We start from the raw sequence: 22,079 nt of genomic DNA on the forward strand, positions 1-22,079 counted from the left end.
TTCAGAAATTGTATTATGGTGAATCCAGGACTTCCCGGACTTTTACGGACAGGTCTTCCAGGCGGAACGGTTTGGGCATAAACGCCCGGCACCCCTGTTCCATGACAGCGGCAATTTGCTTGTTCATGACATAGCCGCTGGCCAGAATAACTCTGACTTCCGGATTGATCTTTTTTAAGGCTTGAAAAACATCGGCGCCGTTCATACCGGGCATAACCATGTCCTGAATGACCAGATCGATTTCATTTTTTTGCCGGGCATAAATATCCACCGCTTCCCGGCCCTGTTGCGTGACAATAACCCGATAGCCGAGAATTTCCAGCATATCCCGGGCAACATCAATTATAATCCGATCGTCATCGACCAGCAGGATTGTCTCATTCCCCGTAGCCAGACTTTCATCGGGATGGTCCGCACCGCCTTCAGGGTTTACGGTATATTTCATCGCAGACGGATGCTCATCCGCCAGCTGCCAATCCTCAAAAAGATCGGATGATTTTTTGTCTTTATTAATATGACTGGTAAATGAACGGGGCATTTTATGCTCCAGCTTGTGAAAAACATCTAAAACTGAACAATCTGACAGCTACTTTCGCTGCCGCCTCCATACGGTATGATCGTAAAGGCGGATAATAAATCAGGTGATCATTAAATGCTTTAACAGGTTCGCAGATACAGGAAAAAGATTGCCGGGAGCGCTCATAATATTTACCAATTGGATGATAAACCCTCATTTGCACTTTAACCTGCCGATATTTTGCCTATATCGATATTCTTTAAATGTCAATGAACTTATTGTGCCGCAAAAACAGGGCATTATTCAGGGCCGGTCTTTGCGGCGGTTGCCGCATGGACACCTGCTTGTTTACCTTCTTTGCAACAAACCGATGGTTTCGATGTGCTCTGTTTGAGCAAACATATCCAAAGGCTGAAGCTTCCGCAGGCTGTAGCCATGCCCGCTCAAAAACTTAACATCCCGCGCCTGTGTGGCCGGATTACAGGAAATATAGATAATATCCTCTGCATCCAATCCGGAAATTGCGGTGAGCGTTTCCGGACTCAAACCGGCGCGCGGCGGATCAAGAATGATTAAATCAACGGCATCTTTCTTCTGCATCCGGTCTCTCAAAACCGCCTCGACATCACCGCAAATGAATTCCGCGTTCCCTATCCCGTGTTTATCGGCATTTACGCGCGCATACTTAATTGATTTTTCATTAATTTCAACGCCAACCATCCGTTTTGCGTAAGGGGCCATAAATATTGAGAAAAGTCCTGAGCCACAGCAGGCGTCGATGATGGTTTCCCTCTTTTTTGGGCCGGGCAGACGACATACTTCCTCCACCATCCGGTCCGTCAGATGCAAATTGGCCTGAAAAAAACCTTCGCGCGGGACAAGAAATTCCCGGCCTTTCACGACCCGTACAATGGTTTCGTCGAATCGATCCGGATGATCGGACCAAAACGTCAAATCGGCCTTGCCCGGGGAGACACTCGCTGCCGTTCTGGCCTGCCGGATCTGATCATTGATGGTTTCATCCATAATTTCACATCGTTCGATATCAACAATTCTCCCCCCGGAAACATCCATAAAACCAAACTGGAGGCCTCCGGACGTTTTCACGGCATGAAGCGTTGCCTTGCCTCTGTACGCATAAGGGTGAGGCGAAGGGATAACCTCGCAGACCTGCGGCTGCAATAGCCCCCCGATTTTTAAAAAAGCCTCTTCAATCTGTTTTTTCTTAATTTTCAATTGCTGATCGTAACGGATATGCTGATAAGCACAGCCGCCGCACCGGCCATAGTACCGGCAAAGCGGTTGGGTCCTTTGCGGCGAGGGCTCGATGATTTTCAACAGACGGCCCCGGGCAAATTTTTTCTTTCGTTCAACGATTTCAATTTCCACGATATCGTCGGGAGCGGTGAAAGGCACAAAAATAACAAACCCATCGGCACGCCCGACGCCCTGGCCGCCAAACGCAACGGATTCAATTTTCAGAGTGAGACGATCTTTGATCTGCATAGGCATTCTGTCTCATACAATAGACACCCTAGTCAAGAAGGGACGTATTTTTCTTTACAACGCGATTTATTGTTGTTAATTAAATGCCCGACTAAAATCTACAAGGACTTCATAATGAGCGCTGCCCGAAACTCGATCTTATGCCCCAATTGCCGAAAACTGATCAGTCTGGACGAACCGGCCTGCCCTTATTGCGGGTTGATCCGCCCCGGCCTGCATGCAAAAGCGGGGAAGCTTCGCAATATCCTTTTTGCGTTTGAACCGGTTACCGCCATTATCTATATCAATATTGCTTTTTTTGCTCTGTCGCTGCTGATCGATCCACGGGGAATTTTTACGGGAGGCAGCCCTTTCGGCTTCCTGTCACCCTCCAACCAGAGCCTTTTGAATCTGGGGGCAAGCGGCACCATGCCGGTGCTGGCGTATCATAACTACTGGAGCCTCTTCTCCGCTTCATTCTTACACGGTGGAATTCTGCATATCGTTTTCAACATGATGGCCTTATATCAGCTCGGCCCTTTCGTGCTGCGCGAATTCGGCCTTCATCGCTTCGTCAACATTTACATCCTGACCGGCGTTGCCGGTTTTGCCGTTTCCGTGCTGGCGGGCGTTCCCTTTACAATCGGCGCATCGGCCTCCGTTTGCGGGCTGATCGGCGCGATCATTTATTTCGGGAAAAGCCGCGGCGGTTCTTACGGGGACGCTATCTTCAAACAGGCTCTGGGATGGGTGGCAGGACTGATCATCTTTGGATTCATCTTCAGCGGCATCAACAACTGGGCCCACGGCGGCGGTCTTCTGTCGGGACTGCTGATTGCGTATCTGATGGGCTACAATGACCGGAATCGCGAGAGCGCCTGGAGTAAAATACTGGCCTACGCCTGCGCCGTTATCACAACAGGGGTCTTAATCTGGGCGGTCGTTTCTTCACTGTTTGATAAATTCGCATCATAAAGGCTGACAGAGCAAAAAACCGGCATTAATATTTTCTCACCAGCAGCCCTTTAAGATACCGGCCTTCGGGATGCCCCAGGGCCAGGGGATGATCCGGACCGGCCGAAAATCTATCCAGCAACTGCAAGTCGGCCTGCGCGTCTCGCGCCGCCCCCTGCACGATTTTGTAAAACAAATCTTCCTCAATGAAATTGGAGCAGGAAAACGTTGCCAGCATCCCGCCCCGGTTCAGATGCTTCATGGCCTGCATATTGATTTCTTTATAGCCCCGGGATGCCTTTGACACATCGCGTTTGGTTTTGGCAAACGCCGGTGGATCGAGAATGATCAGATCAAAACTCTCCCGCAAATCGCGCAAATACTGAAATACATCCGTTTCAATCACCGGATGATCATCAACCGGCAGGCCATTGAGACGTAAATGTTCGGAAACGGCGGCGCAGGCGGATTTGGAAATATCCAGAGAAACAACTTTTTTCGCCCCGCCTGCAACGGCGTAAACCGAAAACGCGCCGGTATAGCAAAAACAGTTTAAAACCGTCCTGCCGCACGACAGCGCGCCGATTTTTTCTCTGTTGCCGCGCTGATCCAGAAAAAAGCCTGTTTTCTGCCCGCCGATGAAATCGACATCAAACTGATAGCCGTTTTCCATAATCCGCACGGCGCTTCTCTGATCGTCACCGTAGATAAATCCTCTGCTTTCCTGAAGCCCTTCCAGGCCTCGTGAACGACCGGCGCTCTGCTCGTAGATTCCTGCCGGTTTCAGATGGAAAATCAAGGCATCCAGGATGTTTTGTTTCTGCCCTTCCATGCCGGCCGTGGTGATGGAGATAACCTGCGTATTGTTATAGACATCCACAATCAGGCCGGGACATCCGTCGCCTTCGGCATTAATCAGGCGATAGGCGTTGGTCTTTGCGTTCACAAGCCGCAGGCGCAGCTCCAGTGCCGCCTGCACGCGCTCATTCCAGAAAGCCGCGTCGACAACCTTTTCGCAATCCCGAGTTATTACACGAAAAGCGATATCCGTAAGGCTGTTAAAAAATCCCAAAGCCAGCATTTGGCCTCTGGAATCCCTGGCCAGCACGACATCGCCGTCGGACGGTTGACCCTTTATCCCGGCAATCGCGCCGGAAAACACCCACGGGTGCCCGCGCAGGAGCGACGCTTCCCTGCCGTTTTTCAATATAATTTCAGGATAATTTATTTTCGCCATAATGGTTTATCTAGCTTTTCGGGCTTGAAATAGCAAGCCGGATTGTACTAAGTAGCAACTGTAAAACCTGGAAATTTAAATGGCCCGTCAGGCAGGTCTCAGGCGGCTGAAATAACGGGGATGAGATTGATCAATGCATAGAAATCAAATTGAGTTATGGCAGCATCATCACACCTTCAATGCTGAAAAAAAAGCAATAGAAAAACGAACAGCCATTGTTGTCATCATTACTTTTGCCACAATGACGGCCGAAATAATATTCGGCTGGATTTCAAATTCAATGGCGTTGCTGGCCGATGGCTGGCACATGGGAACGCATGCGTTTGCCCTGGGCATATCCCTGATGGCCTATATGATGGCCAGAAAATATGCAAAAGATGAAACCTTCACATTTGGAACATGGAAAATTGAAATTCTGGGCGCTTATACCAGCGCCGTCGTGCTGGGCATCGTTGCCGTGATCATGATTTTTTCTTCTGTTGAAAGAATGATCAACCCTTTGAACATTTATTACAACCAGGCCTTGTTTGTGGCCATCGTGGGATTGTCGGTCAATCTTGTTTGTGCGGCAATACTGAACAACGGTAGTCATGCTCATGAACACGATCATCATAGTGATGATCATCAACATTCGCATCATCCGCACCATCATGAAGATTTAAACTTAAAATCAGCCTATCTGCACGTGATGGCAGATGCTTTAACGTCCATCCTGGCTATTGCAGCATTGCTGGGCGCAAAATATTTCAAGCTGAACTGGCTTGACCCGTTTATGGGTATTGTGGGCGCGGGCCTGATTATCCACTGGTCGTTTTTATTACTGAAGGATACCAGTGGCATTCTGCTGGAACGGGAAATGGGTAATCCGATCGCTGATGAAATCAAAAGTGAGATTGAATCCGATGGAGATTCAAAAATAAGTGACCTGCATATCTGGAAAGTGGCGCAAAACCAGTATGCCTGCATTGTGTCGCTGGTTACAGCTGAACAATACTCGCTTGAAGACTATAAAACACGATTACATAAAGTACATGAATTGGTTCATGTCACGATAGAAATTAATGAATGCAAAAGTGACAAGCACCGACCGGCAATCCGGTAGTTGACGATGTCCATGTTACATGGCACAGCCGGGCTCTGCATTTAGAACCCATGCTTTACAAAAATAAACAGACAGGAGAAAACACATGCATGCAGTCATCATGGCCGGAGGACGCGGCACACGATTCTGGCCCAGGAGCCGCGAAAGGAAACCGAAACACCTGCTGGACATCACGAGCGACCGGACAATCATTCAGGAAACCGTTGACCGGATCTCGCCGCTCGTCAAACCCGAAAACATTCTGATTGTGACAGGCAGCAAACATGCCAAGGAATTGATGAAGCAATTGCCGGAGGTTCCCGCTCAAAATATTCTGATTGAACCGGTGGGGCGGAACACGGCCCCCTGCATCGGCCTGGCCGCTGTCCACGTTCAGAAAAGATGCAAAGATGACGTCATGGTTGTTTTGCCTTCCGATCATGGCATCGCCGATCCTGCCCAATACCGGAAAGTTATCGCCGCGGCGGCCAAGGCGGCCGAAAAAGGGAACGCACTCGTGACCGTCGGCCTGAAACCCACCAGTCCGCATACCGGCTTTGGTTACATGGAAGGCGGCGCATCCATAGGCCGGGTCGCAGGCCAGACGCTTTTGCGGGTGAAAGCCTTCCGCGAAAAACCGGACCGCAAAAAGGCCGAAGCCTTTGTGAAAAACGGGAATTTTTTCTGGAACAGCGGCATGTTTATCTGGAAAGCTTCGGCGATCTTAAGCGAAATAGAACATTTTTTGCCGGATTTGCATTCAGGACTGATGACCATCAAGGCCTCGCTGGGAAAATCCTCCGAAGCCAGAACGCTGTCGGCGATTTACAAGGGACTGGCGTCGATCTCCATCGATTACGGCGTCATGGAAAAAGCCAAAGACGTGTTTATGATTCCGGCAAGTTTCGGCTGGAGCGACGTGGGAAGCTGGGATACCCTGTGGGAGATATCCGCCAGGGACAAAAACGGCAACGCCGCAACAGGCGGCTCCCAGGCCATCTTTGAGAACACCGAAAACGCTCTTGTTTACAGCCCGAAAAAGCTGGTGGCGTTGATCGGCATGAAGGATGTCATTGTCGTCGAGACAAAAGACGCTCTGCTCATCTGTAAAAAAGGTCAATCACAGGATGTCAAAAAAATTGTAGACCTGCTGGAAGCCGGCGGAGAAAATCAGTTGCTCTGAGCCTCTTCCGGAAAATCTTTCAGATAAACCGGCTTGTCCTTTACGGGGAATTTTCCTTCGCTCAACGCCTTCGTCAGGACATCAAGGTTCGTCCGTTCGTCGTCAAAGACAACAAGCAGGATATCCGGCTGCCGTATCTGGTGTTTCTTAACGCCGTCAATTTTCTTCAGGATAGCCCCTATCCTGCTGCCGGCGCCTCATGAAAAACACCCGGGAACGGTCAACTGCACGATTTTTTCCGAAGCGAAGGCGGTAAAGGCCTGCGACATCAGGAAAACGAATACTAAAAAAAAGATCGCTGTTTTTTTCATCATCAGCTCCACATTTGCCATTTTAAATTTGATTACGCCAAGTCGCTGAAAGATGCAACGGCAATTTACAATTGACAGGGAATGTTTTATTTGGAATAAAAACTCAAAACTGGAAATAGAAAGAAATAATGATGACCATCTCCGTATCCTTCCCTTTTATTCTGGCCTCCGCTTCGCCGCGCCGCGAAGAGCTGTTGCGCTCCGTGGGACTGAAGTTTAAAATTATTCCCGCTGACGTTGATGAAACTTATCTCAAAGGCGAAAGCCCCCGCGCTCACGTCCGAAGGCTGTCCCATGATAAAGCGGGAGTGATCGCCGCAAAATACCCGAAGGCTCTGGTGCTGGGCGCAGACACCATCGTGGTAATTGACGGCCTGATTCTGGGCAAGCCCAAAAACAAGAAGCAGGCGCGCGAAATGCTTGAAAGACTCAGCGGGCGCAAACACACCGTATTCACGGGTTTTACCATCGCCTGCGCCGCTTCCGGAATATCAAAGACCAGAGTTGTCCAATCCGCCGTTCAGTTCAAAGAAATCAGCCCCGAAGAAATGGACTGGTACGTGGGCTGCGATGAGCCCTACGACAAGGCCGGCGGCTATGCCGTGCAGGGCAAAGGCGCGTACTTTATCAAAGCGATCCGCGGCTCCTATACCAACGTCATCGGCTTGCCGCTTTGTGAAACGCTGGAAGAACTTAAAATTTTCGGGGCCATTCATTTCAGGTGAATCCTTATGGAAACAGCAATCGTCTCCAACATCCGCATGATCAGAGAGAGAATCGCCGCTGCCGCAACCCGGGCGGGCCGTGACCCCGGCGGCATTCAACTGATGGCGGTCAGCAAAACGGTCCCGCCCGAACGCATCCGTGACGCCATGGACGCGGGCATCACGCTGTTTGGTGAAAACTACGTTCAGGAAGCCCGTGAAAAAATTCCCGCCATCGGTCACACCGTCTCCTGGCACATGATCGGCCATCTGCAAACCAACAAGGTCAAATACGTCATCAACCTTTTCGACTGGATTCATTCCGTTGACCGCCTGGAGCTGGCGCGCGAACTGGATAAGCGGGCGGGCCGGAACAACCGCAAATTAAACGCCCTGATGGAAGTCAATGTCAGCGGCGAGGAATCAAAAAGCGGCGTGGAAGCTTCGCTGGCCCTCGATCTTGTCCGGCAGATTTCAGTCTTGCCCAATTTAAACGTGCGCGGATTGATGACCATGCCGCCCTATTCGGATGATCCCGAAACCTCACGTCCTTATTTTCAAGCCCTGCGCAGACTGCGCGATGAAATAAACAGCGCGGCTGTTCCCAACATCCGCATGGACGAACTTTCCATGGGCATGACCGACGATTTTGAAGTCGCCATCGAAGAGGGTGCAACCATTATCCGCGTGGGACGGGCAATTTTCGGCGAAAGATCCTATCGGCACGTCTGAAAACGGTTTGCCGCATCGGTGGATTGGTTTTAACGGGAAACAGCATCAAAAGGATTGCAGGCCGGGCTAATTGTTAATGTGCCCTTCTTTGGAAAAAGGAAAATCGTGGGATCCGAAGGCCGCTTTGATGACGGCCTTTCCCTCAATCTTATAAGGCAATTTTTCACCGGTAATAATGATCTTCAGACTTTTGCCCCAGTCTTTAAACATTGCAACGACCGGCACCTGGACCCGCGTTGTGGCCGACGCAGGAATCATGATTTCCTTTTCCAGATGCCCGTTCCCGATCTTTTCATTGTTCAGGTAAACCGTATATTCAAATGACCGGAGCGTCAGGTCAAAACGATTCGGATTTTGCACATCAAGACCGAGAAAAAGATTTACCTCCGTCAGGGAGCGGGGTCTGAGGCTGATCTCGCTTACCACAATGGAAGGGTTTTCCATGACCCAGCTCAGACAGGACACAAGCAGGACGGAAAGGGCAAAAAGACTGATCAGGCATTGTTTTTTCATGTCGGCAATATACGAAGCGCGGCCTTTTGTGTCAATAGAATTCTGGGCGTAAAACATGGGGTGCGGCGCCGTTTGATGAACCGGAATAAACGCGGAGCAAAAATAATCGCCGATTGGATATTTCCTTAAGATGATATATATTCCAACGATGAATGAAGGCTATCCCGCAAAATATGAAAGCCGGCTTACGCTGAAAAATGGCAGAGCAGTATTGTTCAGGCCGATTTTGCAGACAGACAAGCCCCTGATCGTGGATCTATTGAACAAACTGTCTCCTGATGCCGTCTATTTGCGTTTCTTGAGGCCCGTAACCGAACTTCCTGAAAAAATGCTCTTCCAGCTCACGCACATTAACTATGAAAGCAACTTTGCCCTGGTCGCGGTCATCGAAGAGCATGGAAAAGACTCCCTGATTGCCGTCGCGCGATATGGGTATGATACCGCCGAGAAGGCTACAGACTTTGCGATTGCGGTCCGTGACGACTGGCAGCATCTGGGCCTGGGCAAATACATGCTTGACAAAATCCTGAGCATCGGCAGAGAGCATGGAATTTTCCGCTTCGTATCCGTCATTGATTCGACCAATCATAACATGAAGCGGCTGCTCAGGACGCTTGCTTATAAGGCAAACTATTCTCATAAAGGCGGCGCCATTCAAGTTGAGGTTCTCGTTTAGAGGAAAGAAAGTATATCGAAATGACGATGCGAGACATTATTGCCAAAGCAACTCAAAAGCTGGACAGCGCGGGAATTCCTTCAGCCAGGCTGGATGCGGAAGTTCTGTTGGCTTTCTGTCTGGAATGCGACCGGATGGAGTTCATCAAAAATCCTGACCGGATCATAGGCGGGACGCAGCTGAAAGCTTTTCATCAACTGATCGAACGGCGGCTGCGCTTCGAGCCGGTGGCCTACATTACCGGCCGCAAGGCTTTCTGGTCGCTGACGCTGGACGTTAATCCGGATGTCCTGATCCCGAGGCCTGATACGGAAGTGCTCGTCGAAGAGGCGCTGGCCGTCTTTCAGACAGAGGCTTTTCATCATCCGCGTATTCTGGATATCGGAACGGGCAGCGGAGCAATTGCGCTGGCCCTGGCCTGCGAAATTCCCGAAGCAAAAGTAACAGCCACCGACATTTCAGAGGCGGCACTGGCCGCAGCGCAAAGAAACGCCGCCGCGCTCGGTCTGGCAAACTCAATCACCTTTCTTCCGGGTGATTTGTTCGAACCGGTTTGCGGCGAATTTGACATTATCGTTTCCAACCCGCCCTACATCGGAGCGACGGAGTATGAAACACTCGAAGCCGGCGTCAAAGATTTTGAGCCGAAGCTTGCGCTTTGGGCCGGACAAACAGGTCTGGAATTTTACAAAAAATTGATATATCAGGCACATAGCCACCTTGCGGAAAATGGCTGGCTTTTGTTGGAAATCGGCGCTAAACAAAGCGAAAGTGTGCGTGCCATCATGTCGGCAAATGCCGGTTTTTACGACCATATTGATGTACGCGCTGATTACGCGGGACTTTCTCGCGTTATCAAAGGAAGGAGAAAATAAGTGGATAAAATAGTCATTAACGGCGGCAAGCCGCTACAGGGAGATGTTCAGATCAGCGGCGCGAAAAACGCCGCCCTGCCGGTGCTGACGGCGGCGCTTTTGACGGAAGGAACCTGCACATTTTCCAATATTCCCGATCTGGTTGATATCAAAACCACCTATAAGCTTTTAAGAAATATGGGAGTGGAAATTGAAGGCGACAGCACGGTAAAAATCAGCGCTGAAAAAATCACCCATAGCGTCGCTCCTTATGATCTTGTCAAAACAATGCGGGCCTCGATTCTGGTGTTAGGGCCGCTGGTGGCGCGCATGGGCCATGCCCGCGTGTCTCTTCCCGGCGGCTGCGCCATCGGCGCGCGTCCGGTCAACCTGCACATCAAAGCGCTTCAGGACATGGGCGCCTCCGTGGAGTTGCACGGCGGCTATATCGAAGCGAAGGCGGACCGGCTTCGAGGCGCCAATATTTATTTTGATCTGCCGACCGTTACCGGCACGGAAAATATCATGATGGCGGCAACCCTCGCGGAAGGCACGACGGTTCTCAACAACGCAGCCCGGGAACCGGAAATCGTCAACCTGGCGGACGTCCTCACCGGCATGGGCGCCAGAATCAAGGGAGCGGGAACGGACGTCATCACCATCACCGGCGTCACATCGCTTTCCGGAACGGAAGCCTCCATCATCCCCGATCGCATCGAAGCCGGAACTTTCATGATCGCCGCCGGCATGACCCGCGGTGAAATCAATGTACTGGGCTGCAATCCTCAGCATCTGGAAGCGCTGATCAACAAACTGCGGGACACCGGCATGAAAATCACTCCCGTTGACGGAGGCCTGAATGTGAAAGCCGGCCCGAAAATCAACAGTGTGGACATCAAAACCCTTCCCCACCCGGGCTTCCCCACGGATCTGCAGGCGCAGATCATGGCTTACATGACCATCGGCAGCGGCCTTTCCGTCATTACGGAAACCGTATTTGAAAACCGCTTTATGCATGTCAGCGAACTGATGCGCATGGGCGCGGATATCGTGATTCAGGGCGGCAGCGCCGTGGTTCGCGGCGTGCCCACCTTATTCGGAGCGCAAACCATGGCCACGGATTTGCGGGCTTCCGCCTCGCTGATTCTGGCGGCACTGGTCGCCGAGGGCGCAACGGAAATTTCCCGCGTCTATCATATCGACCGCGGTTATGAGAATATTGAAAAGAAATTCTCCGCGCTGGGTGCGGATATTAAAAGGATGAAACAATAAAATGAAAATCATTCGAGCCGACGCAATTGAATTCCGGGATTTTTTTCAGGCCTTACGGGCCAGGGGCGGCGCCTTTACACCGGAGCTCTTGACCAATGTGGCCCAAATTATTCATGACGTGTCCCTGCGCGGCGATGAAGCGCTGTTTTACTATACAAAAAAGTTTGACGGCTGCGACCTGACAACGGCAACCATAGAAGCAACCGGTGCGGAAATAAAAAAAGCGGCGGCCCTTGTAAAATCTGAAGACCGGGATGTGATTGAACTTGCCGCTAGGCGGATTGAAAAATATCACCGCCATCAAACGGCATCCGGATACACGATGAGTGAGGAAGCCGGCGTGGAACTGGGTCAGCGGATACTGCCGCTCTCCAGGGCGGGCATTTACGCGCCCGGCGGCAAGGCTTTTTATCCTTCCACACTGCTCATGGCGGCCATTCCGGCGCGCATTGCGGGCGTCAAAGAAATCATCCTGACCAGTCCCGTAAAAGACGGCCGGCTCAATCCGCTCATTGCCGCGGCCGCCGAAGTTGCGGGCGTTGACCGCATCTTCAAGATCGGCGGCGCGCAGGCTGTGGCCGCTCTGGCTTACGGCACACAAACCGTCCCCCGCGTGGATAAGATTGTGGGACCGGGCAACGCCTATGTCGCCGCGGCCAAAAAGCTCGTTTTCGGACAGGTCGCCATTGACATGATCGCCGGTCCCAGCGAGGTGGTGGTCATTGCCGATCAAACCGCCAATCCCGCTTTTGCGGCGGCGGACATGCTGGCGCAGGCCGAACATGATGAGATGGCGGCGGCGGTGCTCTTCACGCCTTACCCGGATCTGGCCGATCGCGTGTTAAAAGAAATTGACCGGCAGATGCAAACACTGCCCAAGAAGAGGATCATTGAAAAATCCCTGTCACAATACGGCGCGATCATCATTACATCCGATATTGCTCAGGCAGTGGAACTGGCCAATTTCTTCGCGCCGGAACATCTGGAACTGATGGTGGAAAATCCCGCGGACCTTTTAGGCCAGGTTCGCAACGCCGGCTCCGTATTCCTGGGTTCCTATACCCCGGAAGCGCTGGGCGACTACATCGCCGGAACCAACCATATTCTGCCGACGGAAGGCACGGCGCGGTTTTCCTCACCGCTCGGTGTCTATGATTTTTACAAACGAATGAGCGTATTGTCTTTCTCTCAAACGGCTTTCGAAAAACTATCCTCACAAACACAGCATTTTGCCCGGATGGAAGGACTTGACGCGCACGCCAACTCGGTGCTCGTGCGTTCTACAACCGGTAAAGACAAGTGAACGGATAGCGTTTATTCTTCACCCGTCAAGCAACCTGCCTGCCACCCGACGCCCCGATAACCTGATGTTGAGGCAATTCAATATATACGGATTGCGGGAGATAACTGGAATTGCACCGGAGGGCAATGTATGAAACAGGACATTTATGGAAAAAAGAAGACATAATGAAACACGGACTTTTCAGATCCTTGTCTGTTTGTTAACTCTTTTCCTGTTTGCGAATCACACCCGGGCGGAAGACTGGATATTCTGTTCGGAATCCGCCATCGGGGCTGTGTATTACAGCAAACACAGCATTAAAAAAGTAAATGAAAACGTGATGAGTATCTGGACTCAAAACGTAGTGAATGAAAAAGCCAAGACAAAATATTTTTCAATTCTCCAAAGCGTCGGCAAAGCACCTGTTAATCCGCACTTAATCCATTATGTTTTTGAATTATCGGAAATAGACTGCGTAAAAGAAAAAACAAAAGATTTATCGACCATTATTTATGACGAGAAAGGCCATATGCTTTATTCATCACCGAAAGATGTGGCCGGTGGATGGAACAGCATCCTTCCCGATTCCGTTGCGGAAAAATTAAAAAATATCGTTTGCCGGGCTCCTGCGGCCTCTCAGAAGGTGGTTGCTGCCGAATCCGCGGTTACCGATAATAATCCGGATCAAGTTAACCTCCTGCACAATGACATGGCACAATCGGGTGAAAAAGCAGTGCGGAATCTGATTACCAGATGGTTAAACGGCTGGCAATCAGGGGATATGAAAATTTACCGGAGTTGCTATGCCCCCGATTTTATATCGAGGGGAATGAACCGGAATGTCTGGAGCTCCCATAAAACCAGTGTGCACCGGAAAAGTAAAAACATCCGTATCAGGATTGAAGAATTGCAAATATCGGTGAAGGAGAATAATGCCACGGCAACCTTCACACAATATTACCATTCCGACATCTTCAAAAATTCAGGCATCAAGAAATTAGAGTTAAGAAAAATAAACGATGAATGGAAAATATATCGAGAGATAATGTGACGAGCATAAGTTTAGAGGATGCAAAACAGCCCCATCGTCTGCAAGCGGCGATGGGGCTCGGGTTTCATCGGGTTTTGGGAAATATTTTTCTCCGGCAAGCTCTTTCGATCGCAGGATTCATTAGACGTAAAAGCGTCCGGACGCAATAATCGGCGGATCTTCATGATCGATCGCGTAAACGATCTCCTTGTTCATTTCCGCTTTAATGAGATCAACAACCGCGCGTCTCTTCGTCTGCTGTTTGGCGAAATTCATGACCTCGTCCATCAGCTGGTCAATGTGGCAGGCTTTGGTGATGATATGATGCTCCTCGCATTCCTGCGCGGCAACCCGCTTTCCGGTTAAAACCATCTCATCGAGTTTGTAACGCGGAATGGCCTTCTTCATCGCCGCCATCATGCCCGGCAGAAACGGAATGCCCAGATCAACTTCCGGGAAGCACATAAAGCCCCGGTCCGACCGCATGAAACGAAAATCAAAGTAGCAGCACATGATCGCGCCGCCGGCAAAGGCATGTCCGGTCATTGCGACAATCGTGGGCATGGGGTACAGTGTAATCTTCCTGAAAAGCACCATCATCGTTTCAATAAATTTTTTGGCCGTTGCCGCGTCATTTTTCTGCATGATCGGCATCAACCACTCCAGATCGATTCCATTGCTGAATATTTTTTCGTGAGCGCCGCGAACGACCAGCACATTGGCATCCGTCTGTTTCTCAATATGATCCAGGGCGTCTATAAATTTATTCAGGAAATCCAGATTCAAACGGTTTTCCCCTTCATTCAACGTGACTACGGCCACCTGGCCCTCCATCTTAATCTCAATCGGCATATGTATCCTTCGCTTTCTCCATATTTTAGAAACCGCTCAAGGCAGTTTGCATGGCACCTTAGAGTTAAACCGGGATGATTTTTATCCTTTTCATGCTATATTTTCAACACTATTTTAAAGATAAAAATGACGGGGAAATTTTACGCAAACACATGTCCGGTAAAATAAACGAATTATCACCCAATTACATCGCCACCGGCACCGGTCTTGCTCATGCCTTAACGCCTTGCCGCAAGCCGGGACCGCGATCGCCATCCTCTTCATTTTTCAAGCTGGAAACCCTTTCATTCCCGGTAAACGGACAGCGCCAGGCAAGCTCGCAGGCGGTCAGCCTCAGCGGCTTTCCATCCTTGTTGCCGGCGCCATAACGCGGATCACCCATCACCGGATGGCCGATGCACGCCAGATGACGACGGATCTGATGCAGCCGTCCTGTTTCAATTTCGACTTCCAGCGTGGATGTATCCGCTTCGGGATTTCTTGAAATGATCCGGTATCGGGTTACTGCCGTCTTTCCATCCAGAGGCTGGCTGATGGCGCCTTCATTGTTTTCCGGCATGCCCAGAACCTCCACGCGGTAACGTTTGACAACCCTGTGTTCCGAGAAAAGTATGGAAAGCCGGCCCGCAGCTTTTTTGGAATGAGCAACCATCATGAGGCCTGCTGCCTCCCGGTCCAGCCTGTGCACCAGAAAGGCTTCGCGCCTCGGATTGAAATATGTCTCCGCCTGCCTGAGGAGCGATCCGTGGTCTCCAAAATCAGTCCCCTGGCTGAGGAGATTTGCCGGCTTGAACCAGACGCTGTAGTGTTTGTAATCCTGGAGACACGAGGCTATGGGTGGATCCATTGACAGGAGTTTCGGGTCATAGTGCAGTTCAAGGATATCCTCTTTCCTGAGCCGGAAACTGGCTTTTCTCAGACGGATACGCCCGGAACCTTTTCGCTGAAGCCAGACCGCGCCTTTGTTCATGGCGTCTTTTACACGGCCCTTGGAAAGACCGGTGTAAAATGCAAGAAAGTCGCAGGCTCCGGGCGATGTGTCATCGGTTACGGCCCTTACGAAACTTAATTTCTCCGGCCATTGCGATGCCTGCATCAGGACTCCCTTTGTCATGAAAACCTTTTAGAAATCTTTGATGCTGTACCAGAACTGACCGACATACTCTCTGAAGATGACCGCGTTATTCGACAACCATTGCGCCTGCGGAATGTATCGGACGGCGGAAACGCCTGCGGGTGATCGGTAAAGATAACCTGCCGGCAGAGGCAGCACTTTTTTAAAATACTTTTGAAATTCTTTTTCGCTTCGTTTCATGTGATAGGCGGAGGTTACCAGCCCGATACGGATGTCTTTGTCGATAAACATTTTATTAAATTCTATCGCATGTTCATAAGTATTTCTTGATTTGGCTTCCATACGGATTCTCGCTTTGGGCACGCCGAACGCTACCGCCATCTGGGCCATCAGCTCCGCGCCGGATATTTTACTGTCATCATAGCCGGAACAAACAAGATATTTAGCGTCATATTCCTGATACATTCTGACGGCATGAACCAGCCGGCCGGTGGTGGTATCACTCGGAAATGTTTTGCCCAGGGCCTTGACAGAATAGACGCCCCCGCTCAATACGACAACCACATCAACCGCCGCTTTTTCTTCAGCCGGGGGGACCGCAATATAGTTCTTCTCCAGTCCGTAACTCAAATAGTTGGATACCGGCTCTATGCTGAAACCATAGAGCAGGACAATCATCAGCAATAAAAACAAAACACCGCCTTTTTTCCTGCTGGCATTAAGGCAGATGATAAAAGAAATGAGCAGAAGAATAAAAATGATAAAGACGGGGTCAACAAATGATTTGCATATACTGTAAACCTGTTCCATGGCCAATCAACTCCCTGAATATTTCCGTTTTTTTGCCGAACAAACCCGAAAATCTTGTAACAGACCTGATCATACATTTCAAGTGTTTGCTGCCAGCAGCGCCGTTCATGAAACCATTCGGACAAGGTGCTGCTATTTGCCCGACTGGATGGGATCCCAGTCGTATCCCCAGATGGCGCTCCCCATGGGCATCTTGTAATGACGCCGCTCGTCATAAGACGGATAGCGCCGGTTGCCGCCTTCCGCAGGCAAAAAGTCGGCCGGAAATTTCGGCGGTATCAAACCGTTTTCCCGGGCTTCCTTTGTAAGCCAGGGCCTGTCGTCCGGATGAGCAATCGAAATCAGCGCGGCGGCACGTTCATAACCATTGAGGCCGCGCAGGTTTACTATCCCGTATTCCGTGCAGACATACTGGGCAAACTGCGCCGGCACATCCACCGCCGTTCCGGGCGGCAGGAAAGGAACAATGCGTGACGTGTTGTGCTTGCTGCGCGACGTCATGGCGGCGACTGAGCGGCCGCCCCGGGCCTGAGCGGCGAAAATAATGAATTGAAAAAATCCACCCGTGCCGGAGATAGGACGCCTATCATAAAAAGAACAGGACATCTGGCCCAGCAGATCAACAGACACGGTGTTGTTGATAGCGACCATGTTGTCAATCCGGCGCAGAATATCCAGATTGTTGGTGTAGTCGATATCATAAACGGCCATGGCCTGGTTGCGATGGATCGTTTCGTAATACCACGCCACATCGACAGGAAAGGCAAACGTCCAGACACTTTTCCCATGGTCCAGATTCTTGTAGGCATTGGTCACCTGCCCCGACTCGATCATTTTAATGAGACCGTAGTTGAGCATTTCCGTATGAATGCCCAGATCCTTGAATCCCGCATCAGCCATGGCGGCGACGCATGCCGAGGGCAGCGATCCGATCCCCAGCTGGACCACATCGCGATCGCGCATGATGGTCATGATGTGGCTGGCAATTTCCTGCTCCACCGGCTTCGGAACAATGGCCTTTTCATTCATCTGCGGCCATTTATATTTTTCGCAGTCCACCTCCACCCAGTAGTCAATATCATCGATGTGAATCGTGTTGAACCGCCCGCCTTCCGCCCAGGGATAATCGGCGCGCACTTCAAAGACGATTTTCCTGGCCGTCTGGCGAAAGACATTGCTGCTGTTGGTGCCGTAGGACATGTTGAAATAGCCGTGATTATCGGGCGCAGTGGCCGCGTTGAACCACCAGTCCATGCCGCGCTTCTGCCGGTCCGCATTGGCAAACCGGTAGTGATGCGCCCAGATGCCGCCCGCCCACCCCCAGGGCGTCCAGCTGGTAACACCGTTTTCTTCCCTGGCTTTGCGGTTCCAGGGAAAAAAGAAATGCTCGTGAACACAATGATACTGCTGACAGGGATCCATCTGCTGCAACTCCGGATGCGGATAAAAATTGCCGGCCAGCCAGAATTCGATATCTTTCAACTGGCCCGGGCCGCCGCCCAGTCGTTGCGCGACAGCTTCCGTGCAGACGGTGGAATCACCGCCGACTGTCCCGTGGTTGATCCAATCGCCCGACTGGACCATATCGGCGATCTGTTTGGCTGTTCTTTTCTTGTCCCTTATTTTCTGTTGTATCGGTGTTGTCATATTCTTCTCTCTTATTTTATTTTATAAATACACAAAACCCGGGAGGCATTTTTCTGATTCTGCAATGCCCCTTTCTCATGGTGCTTATTTGCTTTATTCAGGGTCGGGTTGCTATATCATAATATCGAAATGAGTCAATATTGTTCTGCAAAATTATTGAATGGATTTTAACTGAAGCCGGACGGCGATGGATGGATAAAATTTAAATCAGATGAGACATTGATGCATAAAAAAAGGGGTTGGGATATCGCTTTCTATCCCAACCCCACTGTGAAATCTTGATCAGGTGGGCATAATCGTGAAAACGCCGCGCGGATCAACCTGGGTACGGATGATCTCCAAGGCCTCGGGCGTGATCAGTTTGGTGTCCGGAATGTCTCCTTCAGGCCTGAGCAGCTCGAAGCCGGTGAGCTGCTGGGCGATCTCAAAAGTGACGCCGGGGGTCAGGGTCTTGACCCGCATCCGCTTGCTTTCCGGATGAAAGTCATAAACGCCCCACGGGCTGATCACGGCGGATGGGCCTTTACCGATCAGGCCTGCCTCCTTACGCGAATTGCCGCCGGTCAGATGTCCAACGGAGGTAACGAAATCAACCTTCTCCAGAAATTTATCCGGAGACTGAAGTCCGACCAGCACCATGTTCTCAGTTAAAGACGACAGGTCATTATTCCCGCCGCTGCCCGTCATGCGAACCGCGGGTTTGTGAAAGTCTTTGCCGATCATGTGAGTATTCACGTTGCCGTACATATCCACCTGGGCAAACCCCAGGAATCCCATATCCACATATCCGTTGTAGCATTGGGCAAAAGAGTAGGACATTTCCATCGTGGTAGGGGATTTACGCCAGGTGAAGGGACAGCCGACCGACCAGGGCATGTCGCCTTCGATTGGATCCTGTCCGCCGGATTCATAGACAATTGTAATATTGGGGGCGTGGGTTTTCTTGGCCAGGATTCCGGCCACCATGGGGATCCCGGTACCGATATACACGACCGAATGATCGTGAATCTGCTGCGCAATAATATAGGCCAACGTTTCCAGAGGATTGGCCGGTGCATTTAAATCTCGCATAACATACTCCTATCTTAATAATAGAGCCCTGAATCATGCTTCAGGGTATATTCTTCATAAGAAAAATCAATGTCTTCATTGTCGCCTTCGGCGGCCTTGGTCTGACGACGGGCCTCGGCGATCCACTTCGCACCTCCCAGCTTTTCGATGAACTCGAACTGGTCCTTGGTGCCCATGATCCACTCATTGAGGAGGATCATCATATTTTCGTCGGATACGCCGCCAAAACGCATGATTTTTTCCCACCACTGCCGCGACCAGTAGTAGCATCCGGGCATATTGCCGGGGACCGCTCCAAAGGGCAGCTCGACCACGGCATCGGCATAAAAGAACGGGATGATCTGCCCCTGCCTGTTGTAGCGGATGTCATTCTCGGGAACGATTTCTTCGGCTGTGATGATGAGTTTGCGCGTTGCGGCTGCCACGGCGAGATCATTGACGGCCGGGCCATAGATATAACCGTTGCCGTACTTGTCCGCCACATGACAGTGGATAATGGCCACATCGGGATATAATGCCGGAACAAATACGACAGGATCCTTATCCTTCTTCAAGGGGTTCTGTATCACCTTGAGGTAGGGATTATAGCGAACGATGTCGCTGCCGAGCATCTGTTTGCTGCAAACGCCCGGCGTGCCGAGCTGGGCCGCCTTGAACCCCTGAGCGACTCCGCCGTGGCTCCATTCGGAAAGAATCTTGATCCGGCCTGCCTTGAGCGCGCGGTCATAGCTTTTATCAATTCCGCGCATCTCCGCACCGGTGTATGAATTATGGGAATAATCCACTAATCCATAAGAGATAAAGAAACTCTGATTGGTATTGGGCGCCCCGATCATCTGAAGATTCTTTTTACCCTGCCTGATGACCTCGTGAAAAGCCTGGTGGGGTGTTCTGACATAAGAAAAACCGGCATCGGTCATGATGTCGCCATCCTGCACATAAGTCGCCACCGCCTCGGCAAGCGACATCCGTTTGTCTTTCTTGGCATGTTCCTTTTTTAAATGCGCCGCGCGCGCAGACTCGAAATCAACCAACCGGTCCAGAACGGACGTATCGCTGAGTCTGAGATTTGCAACGGCCTCCTCGTTGTAGAGATATTTTGCCATCTCTATTTCCTCCTGATTTGTATTTCCCCGATGTGTTTCCCGCACATTCTATTAAGATTTTACTCTTATAATGACCAGCGGTCAAGTTATATTGAGAATGGAGACAACCCGGAGCACGTCGTCTTTCCGTACGGCGATCTCACCGGAAATACCTGCCCCGGATACTATACATGGCTGAAATAATGAACGGAATGGGTCGGAAGCAATCAGATTTTACTTGAAAAACACATCATTAAAAAATAGCATCATTTGCCTTTTCTATTGTTGCCATCAGGTTTGTTATTATCCGCCTGGTCGTACTGAGCGATAATGTCCTTGAGTTCCATGTCATGATCCTCCAGAATGACATATTGCTGCCATTCTTCGTCTTTAACCGTTACGGTTGGGCTCTTGAGCGCATCATCAACATTGGCCATATAAACAACATCCTGAACGGCATTGGGATCGATGAGCGTTGAAACATAATCCGCTTCTCGCGAGGATTCCGCTCCCATACCAAAGCTTTTATGGGGATGGTTAAACGAAGGCTGATTGTTGAGAAACTCCTTTTGATAAAGTTCCATGGTGAACATGCCTTCATTCCTGCTGGTAAGCATAATCGTTTCCAACTGGGCCAGTTTGTTTTCACGGATACTGCTCCTGACCGATGACGAGCCGCGCATTATCGATAACATCGGTACACGGAAACCTGCCTTTTCGATATAGGTCAGTTGTTGAATAATCAACCAGGAAAACGTGGAGGCAAACTGGTAGCGAATGACTTCCTGATTATCTCCGGATACGCAATTGTTGATGCGGTAAACGGCATCCTCCGCATCGGTGGCATGCAAAGTTCCGAAAACCAGATGTCCGGATTCGGCCGCGGTAAGGGCCATTCGGATGGTATTCGGATCCCTCATTTCCCCGACAAAAATCACATCAGGATTTTCCCGCAAACTATCCAGCAGCCCCTGGTCAAAAGACGGCACATGAATACCGACTTCCCGCTGTTCAATAAATGCTTTCTTGGGTTTAAACCGGTATTCAATGGGATCTTCAATCGTAATAATATGGACAGGCCGGGTGCGATTAATCTCTTCAATCATTGCCGCGACCGTGGTCGATTTGCCTGAACCGGTGCTGCCGCAGACAAGAACCAACCCGGACCGGAGATCCTTGATCTGGCTGAGAGAGGGATGCAGGTTAAGTGCAGCAAGATCGGGAATCATTTCGGGAAGAAGCCGTATCGCCAGACTCAATCCTCTGGTTGTGTAGAATGCATTGATTCTTACCCGTACGTGATTAAAAGATATTGCAAAATCGACGGACCATCTCTTTCTCAGCGTAAATAACTGGCGTTCGCTCAACATTTCTTTGACAATCATATCAATATCCGCATGCGTCCATTTGACATTCTTATCAAAATGAATAACGCCGTCACTGCGGAAAATAAGGGGAAAGCCTCCGGTAATGTGGAGATCGGAAATTCTCTGTTTGATGGCGGCAAGAATCAAATCCGTAAAACGCTTGTTCATATTCATATCCTGAATTCAGTGTTGTGAGCCCGGTTAAGGCAGAGACAAAATAATTTTTTAAAGCAGCATTTTCCCCCGGAACCTGTTCGCCCCGGTTTCCGCCTCTGCCGGAAATTACTTTCTTATGAATGATGAATAGGAGAAAAGCTGTCCGGCGTCAAGTGAAAAAGATT

Annotated in this window: 21 protein-coding genes; 10 read left to right on the forward strand and 11 right to left on the reverse strand. The window is 50.4% G+C overall.

Features of this window, described 5'->3' with window-relative positions; translation table 11 throughout:
* Positions 1–13: 13 nt before the first annotated feature.
* Together CVU71_09430 and CVU71_09435 are read right to left on the reverse strand one after the other, a co-directional pair.
* The gene (locus CVU71_09430; protein ID PKN18992.1) at positions 14–538 is read right to left on the reverse strand and encodes a hypothetical protein; all 525 of its coding nucleotides are present in this window, start codon (positions 536–538) and stop codon (positions 14–16) included.
* A 327-nt stretch (positions 539–865) separates the two neighbouring features.
* Complete coding sequence (locus CVU71_09435; GenBank protein ID PKN18993.1) at positions 866–2,029, reverse strand: hypothetical protein; 1,164 nt, start codon at positions 2,027–2,029, stop codon at positions 866–868.
* 105 nt (positions 2,030–2,134) lie between these two features.
* Between CVU71_09435 and CVU71_09440 the strand changes: the two genes are divergently transcribed.
* Positions 2,135–2,977, forward strand: a complete 843-nt coding sequence (locus CVU71_09440; protein ID PKN19165.1) for a rhomboid family intramembrane serine protease — start codon at positions 2,135–2,137, stop codon at positions 2,975–2,977.
* 25 nt (positions 2,978–3,002) lie between these two features.
* On the opposite strand, the gene CVU71_09445 is transcribed toward CVU71_09440, so the two are convergent.
* On the reverse strand, positions 3,003–4,193 hold the full coding sequence (locus CVU71_09445; protein ID PKN18994.1) for a 23S rRNA (cytosine(1962)-C(5))-methyltransferase RlmI: 1,191 nt from the start codon (positions 4,191–4,193) through the stop codon (positions 3,003–3,005).
* Between the two features lie 133 nt (positions 4,194–4,326).
* On the opposite strand from CVU71_09445, the gene CVU71_09450 reads away from it, so the two are divergent.
* The 4 genes from CVU71_09450 to CVU71_09465 all read left to right on the forward strand — a co-directional run bounded on the left by CVU71_09450 (position 4,327) and on the right by CVU71_09465 (position 8,204).
* On the forward strand, positions 4,327–5,295 hold the full coding sequence (locus tag CVU71_09450) for a cation transporter (protein ID PKN18995.1): 969 nt from the start codon (positions 4,327–4,329) through the stop codon (positions 5,293–5,295).
* A gap of 85 nt (positions 5,296–5,380) precedes the next feature.
* A complete protein-coding gene (locus CVU71_09455) occupies positions 5,381–6,457 on the forward strand; it encodes a mannose-1-phosphate guanylyltransferase (protein PKN18996.1) in 1,077 nt (358 codons plus the stop codon).
* A gap of 439 nt (positions 6,458–6,896) precedes the next feature.
* Positions 6,897–7,493 (forward strand): septum formation inhibitor Maf, encoded by a 597-nt coding sequence (locus CVU71_09460; GenBank protein ID PKN18997.1) that lies wholly within the window; start codon positions 6,897–6,899, stop codon positions 7,491–7,493.
* A 6-nt stretch (positions 7,494–7,499) separates the two neighbouring features.
* Positions 7,500–8,204: a YggS family pyridoxal phosphate-dependent enzyme gene (locus CVU71_09465; protein PKN18998.1), complete on the forward strand. Its 705-nt coding sequence runs from the start codon at positions 7,500–7,502 to the stop codon at positions 8,202–8,204.
* 66 nt (positions 8,205–8,270) lie between these two features.
* On the opposite strand, the gene CVU71_09470 is transcribed toward CVU71_09465, so the two are convergent.
* Positions 8,271–8,774: a hypothetical protein gene (locus CVU71_09470; GenBank protein ID PKN18999.1), complete on the reverse strand. Its 504-nt coding sequence runs from the start codon at positions 8,772–8,774 to the stop codon at positions 8,271–8,273.
* A 73-nt stretch (positions 8,775–8,847) separates the two neighbouring features.
* Between CVU71_09470 and CVU71_09475 the strand changes: the two genes are divergently transcribed.
* The 5 genes from CVU71_09475 (at position 8,848) to CVU71_09495 (ending at position 13,852) form a co-directional block, all read left to right on the forward strand.
* Entirely contained in the window at positions 8,848–9,393 is a 546-nt protein-coding gene (locus CVU71_09475; GenBank protein PKN19000.1) for an N-acetyltransferase, read from the forward strand.
* A gap of 20 nt (positions 9,394–9,413) precedes the next feature.
* Positions 9,414–10,268 (forward strand): peptide chain release factor N(5)-glutamine methyltransferase, encoded by an 855-nt coding sequence (prmC, locus tag CVU71_09480; GenBank protein PKN19001.1) that lies wholly within the window; start codon positions 9,414–9,416, stop codon positions 10,266–10,268.
* Entirely contained in the window at positions 10,269–11,519 is a 1,251-nt protein-coding gene (murA, locus tag CVU71_09485) for a UDP-N-acetylglucosamine 1-carboxyvinyltransferase (GenBank protein ID PKN19002.1), read from the forward strand.
* Position 11,520: 1 nt separating this feature from the next.
* Positions 11,521–12,822, forward strand: coding sequence for a histidinol dehydrogenase (gene hisD, locus CVU71_09490; GenBank protein PKN19003.1), 1,302 nt, complete (start codon positions 11,521–11,523; stop codon positions 12,820–12,822).
* A gap of 145 nt (positions 12,823–12,967) precedes the next feature.
* The gene (locus CVU71_09495) at positions 12,968–13,852 is read left to right on the forward strand and encodes a hypothetical protein (protein PKN19004.1); all 885 of its coding nucleotides are present in this window, start codon (positions 12,968–12,970) and stop codon (positions 13,850–13,852) included.
* 120 nt (positions 13,853–13,972) lie between these two features.
* Here the strand turns inward: CVU71_09495 and CVU71_09500 are convergent, their stop codons facing one another.
* The 7 genes from CVU71_09500 to CVU71_09530 all read right to left on the reverse strand — a co-directional run bounded on the left by CVU71_09500 (position 13,973) and on the right by CVU71_09530 (position 21,912).
* Positions 13,973–14,683, reverse strand: coding sequence for an enoyl-CoA hydratase/isomerase family protein (locus CVU71_09500; GenBank protein PKN19005.1), 711 nt, complete (start codon positions 14,681–14,683; stop codon positions 13,973–13,975).
* A 211-nt stretch (positions 14,684–14,894) separates the two neighbouring features.
* Positions 14,895–15,779 (reverse strand): RNA pseudouridine synthase, encoded by an 885-nt coding sequence (locus CVU71_09505; GenBank protein PKN19006.1) that lies wholly within the window; start codon positions 15,777–15,779, stop codon positions 14,895–14,897.
* A gap of 27 nt (positions 15,780–15,806) precedes the next feature.
* Positions 15,807–16,568 (reverse strand): hypothetical protein, encoded by a 762-nt coding sequence (locus CVU71_09510; protein PKN19007.1) that lies wholly within the window; start codon positions 16,566–16,568, stop codon positions 15,807–15,809.
* 132 nt (positions 16,569–16,700) lie between these two features.
* On the reverse strand, positions 16,701–18,215 hold the full coding sequence (locus CVU71_09515; protein PKN19008.1) for a hypothetical protein: 1,515 nt from the start codon (positions 18,213–18,215) through the stop codon (positions 16,701–16,703).
* A gap of 282 nt (positions 18,216–18,497) precedes the next feature.
* Positions 18,498–19,286 (reverse strand): 3-oxoacid CoA-transferase, encoded by a 789-nt coding sequence (locus CVU71_09520; GenBank protein ID PKN19009.1) that lies wholly within the window; start codon positions 19,284–19,286, stop codon positions 18,498–18,500.
* Between the two features lie 14 nt (positions 19,287–19,300).
* The gene (locus tag CVU71_09525) at positions 19,301–20,392 is read right to left on the reverse strand and encodes a hypothetical protein (GenBank protein ID PKN19010.1); all 1,092 of its coding nucleotides are present in this window, start codon (positions 20,390–20,392) and stop codon (positions 19,301–19,303) included.
* Positions 20,393–20,637: 245 nt separating this feature from the next.
* Entirely contained in the window at positions 20,638–21,912 is a 1,275-nt protein-coding gene (locus CVU71_09530) for a twitching motility protein PilT (protein PKN19011.1), read from the reverse strand.
* Between the last annotated feature and the right edge of the window lie 167 nt (positions 21,913–22,079).

The sequence above is a fragment of the Deltaproteobacteria bacterium HGW-Deltaproteobacteria-6 genome, assembly GCA_002840435.1.
Classification (GTDB): domain Bacteria; phylum Desulfobacterota; class Syntrophia; order Syntrophales; family Smithellaceae; genus UBA8904.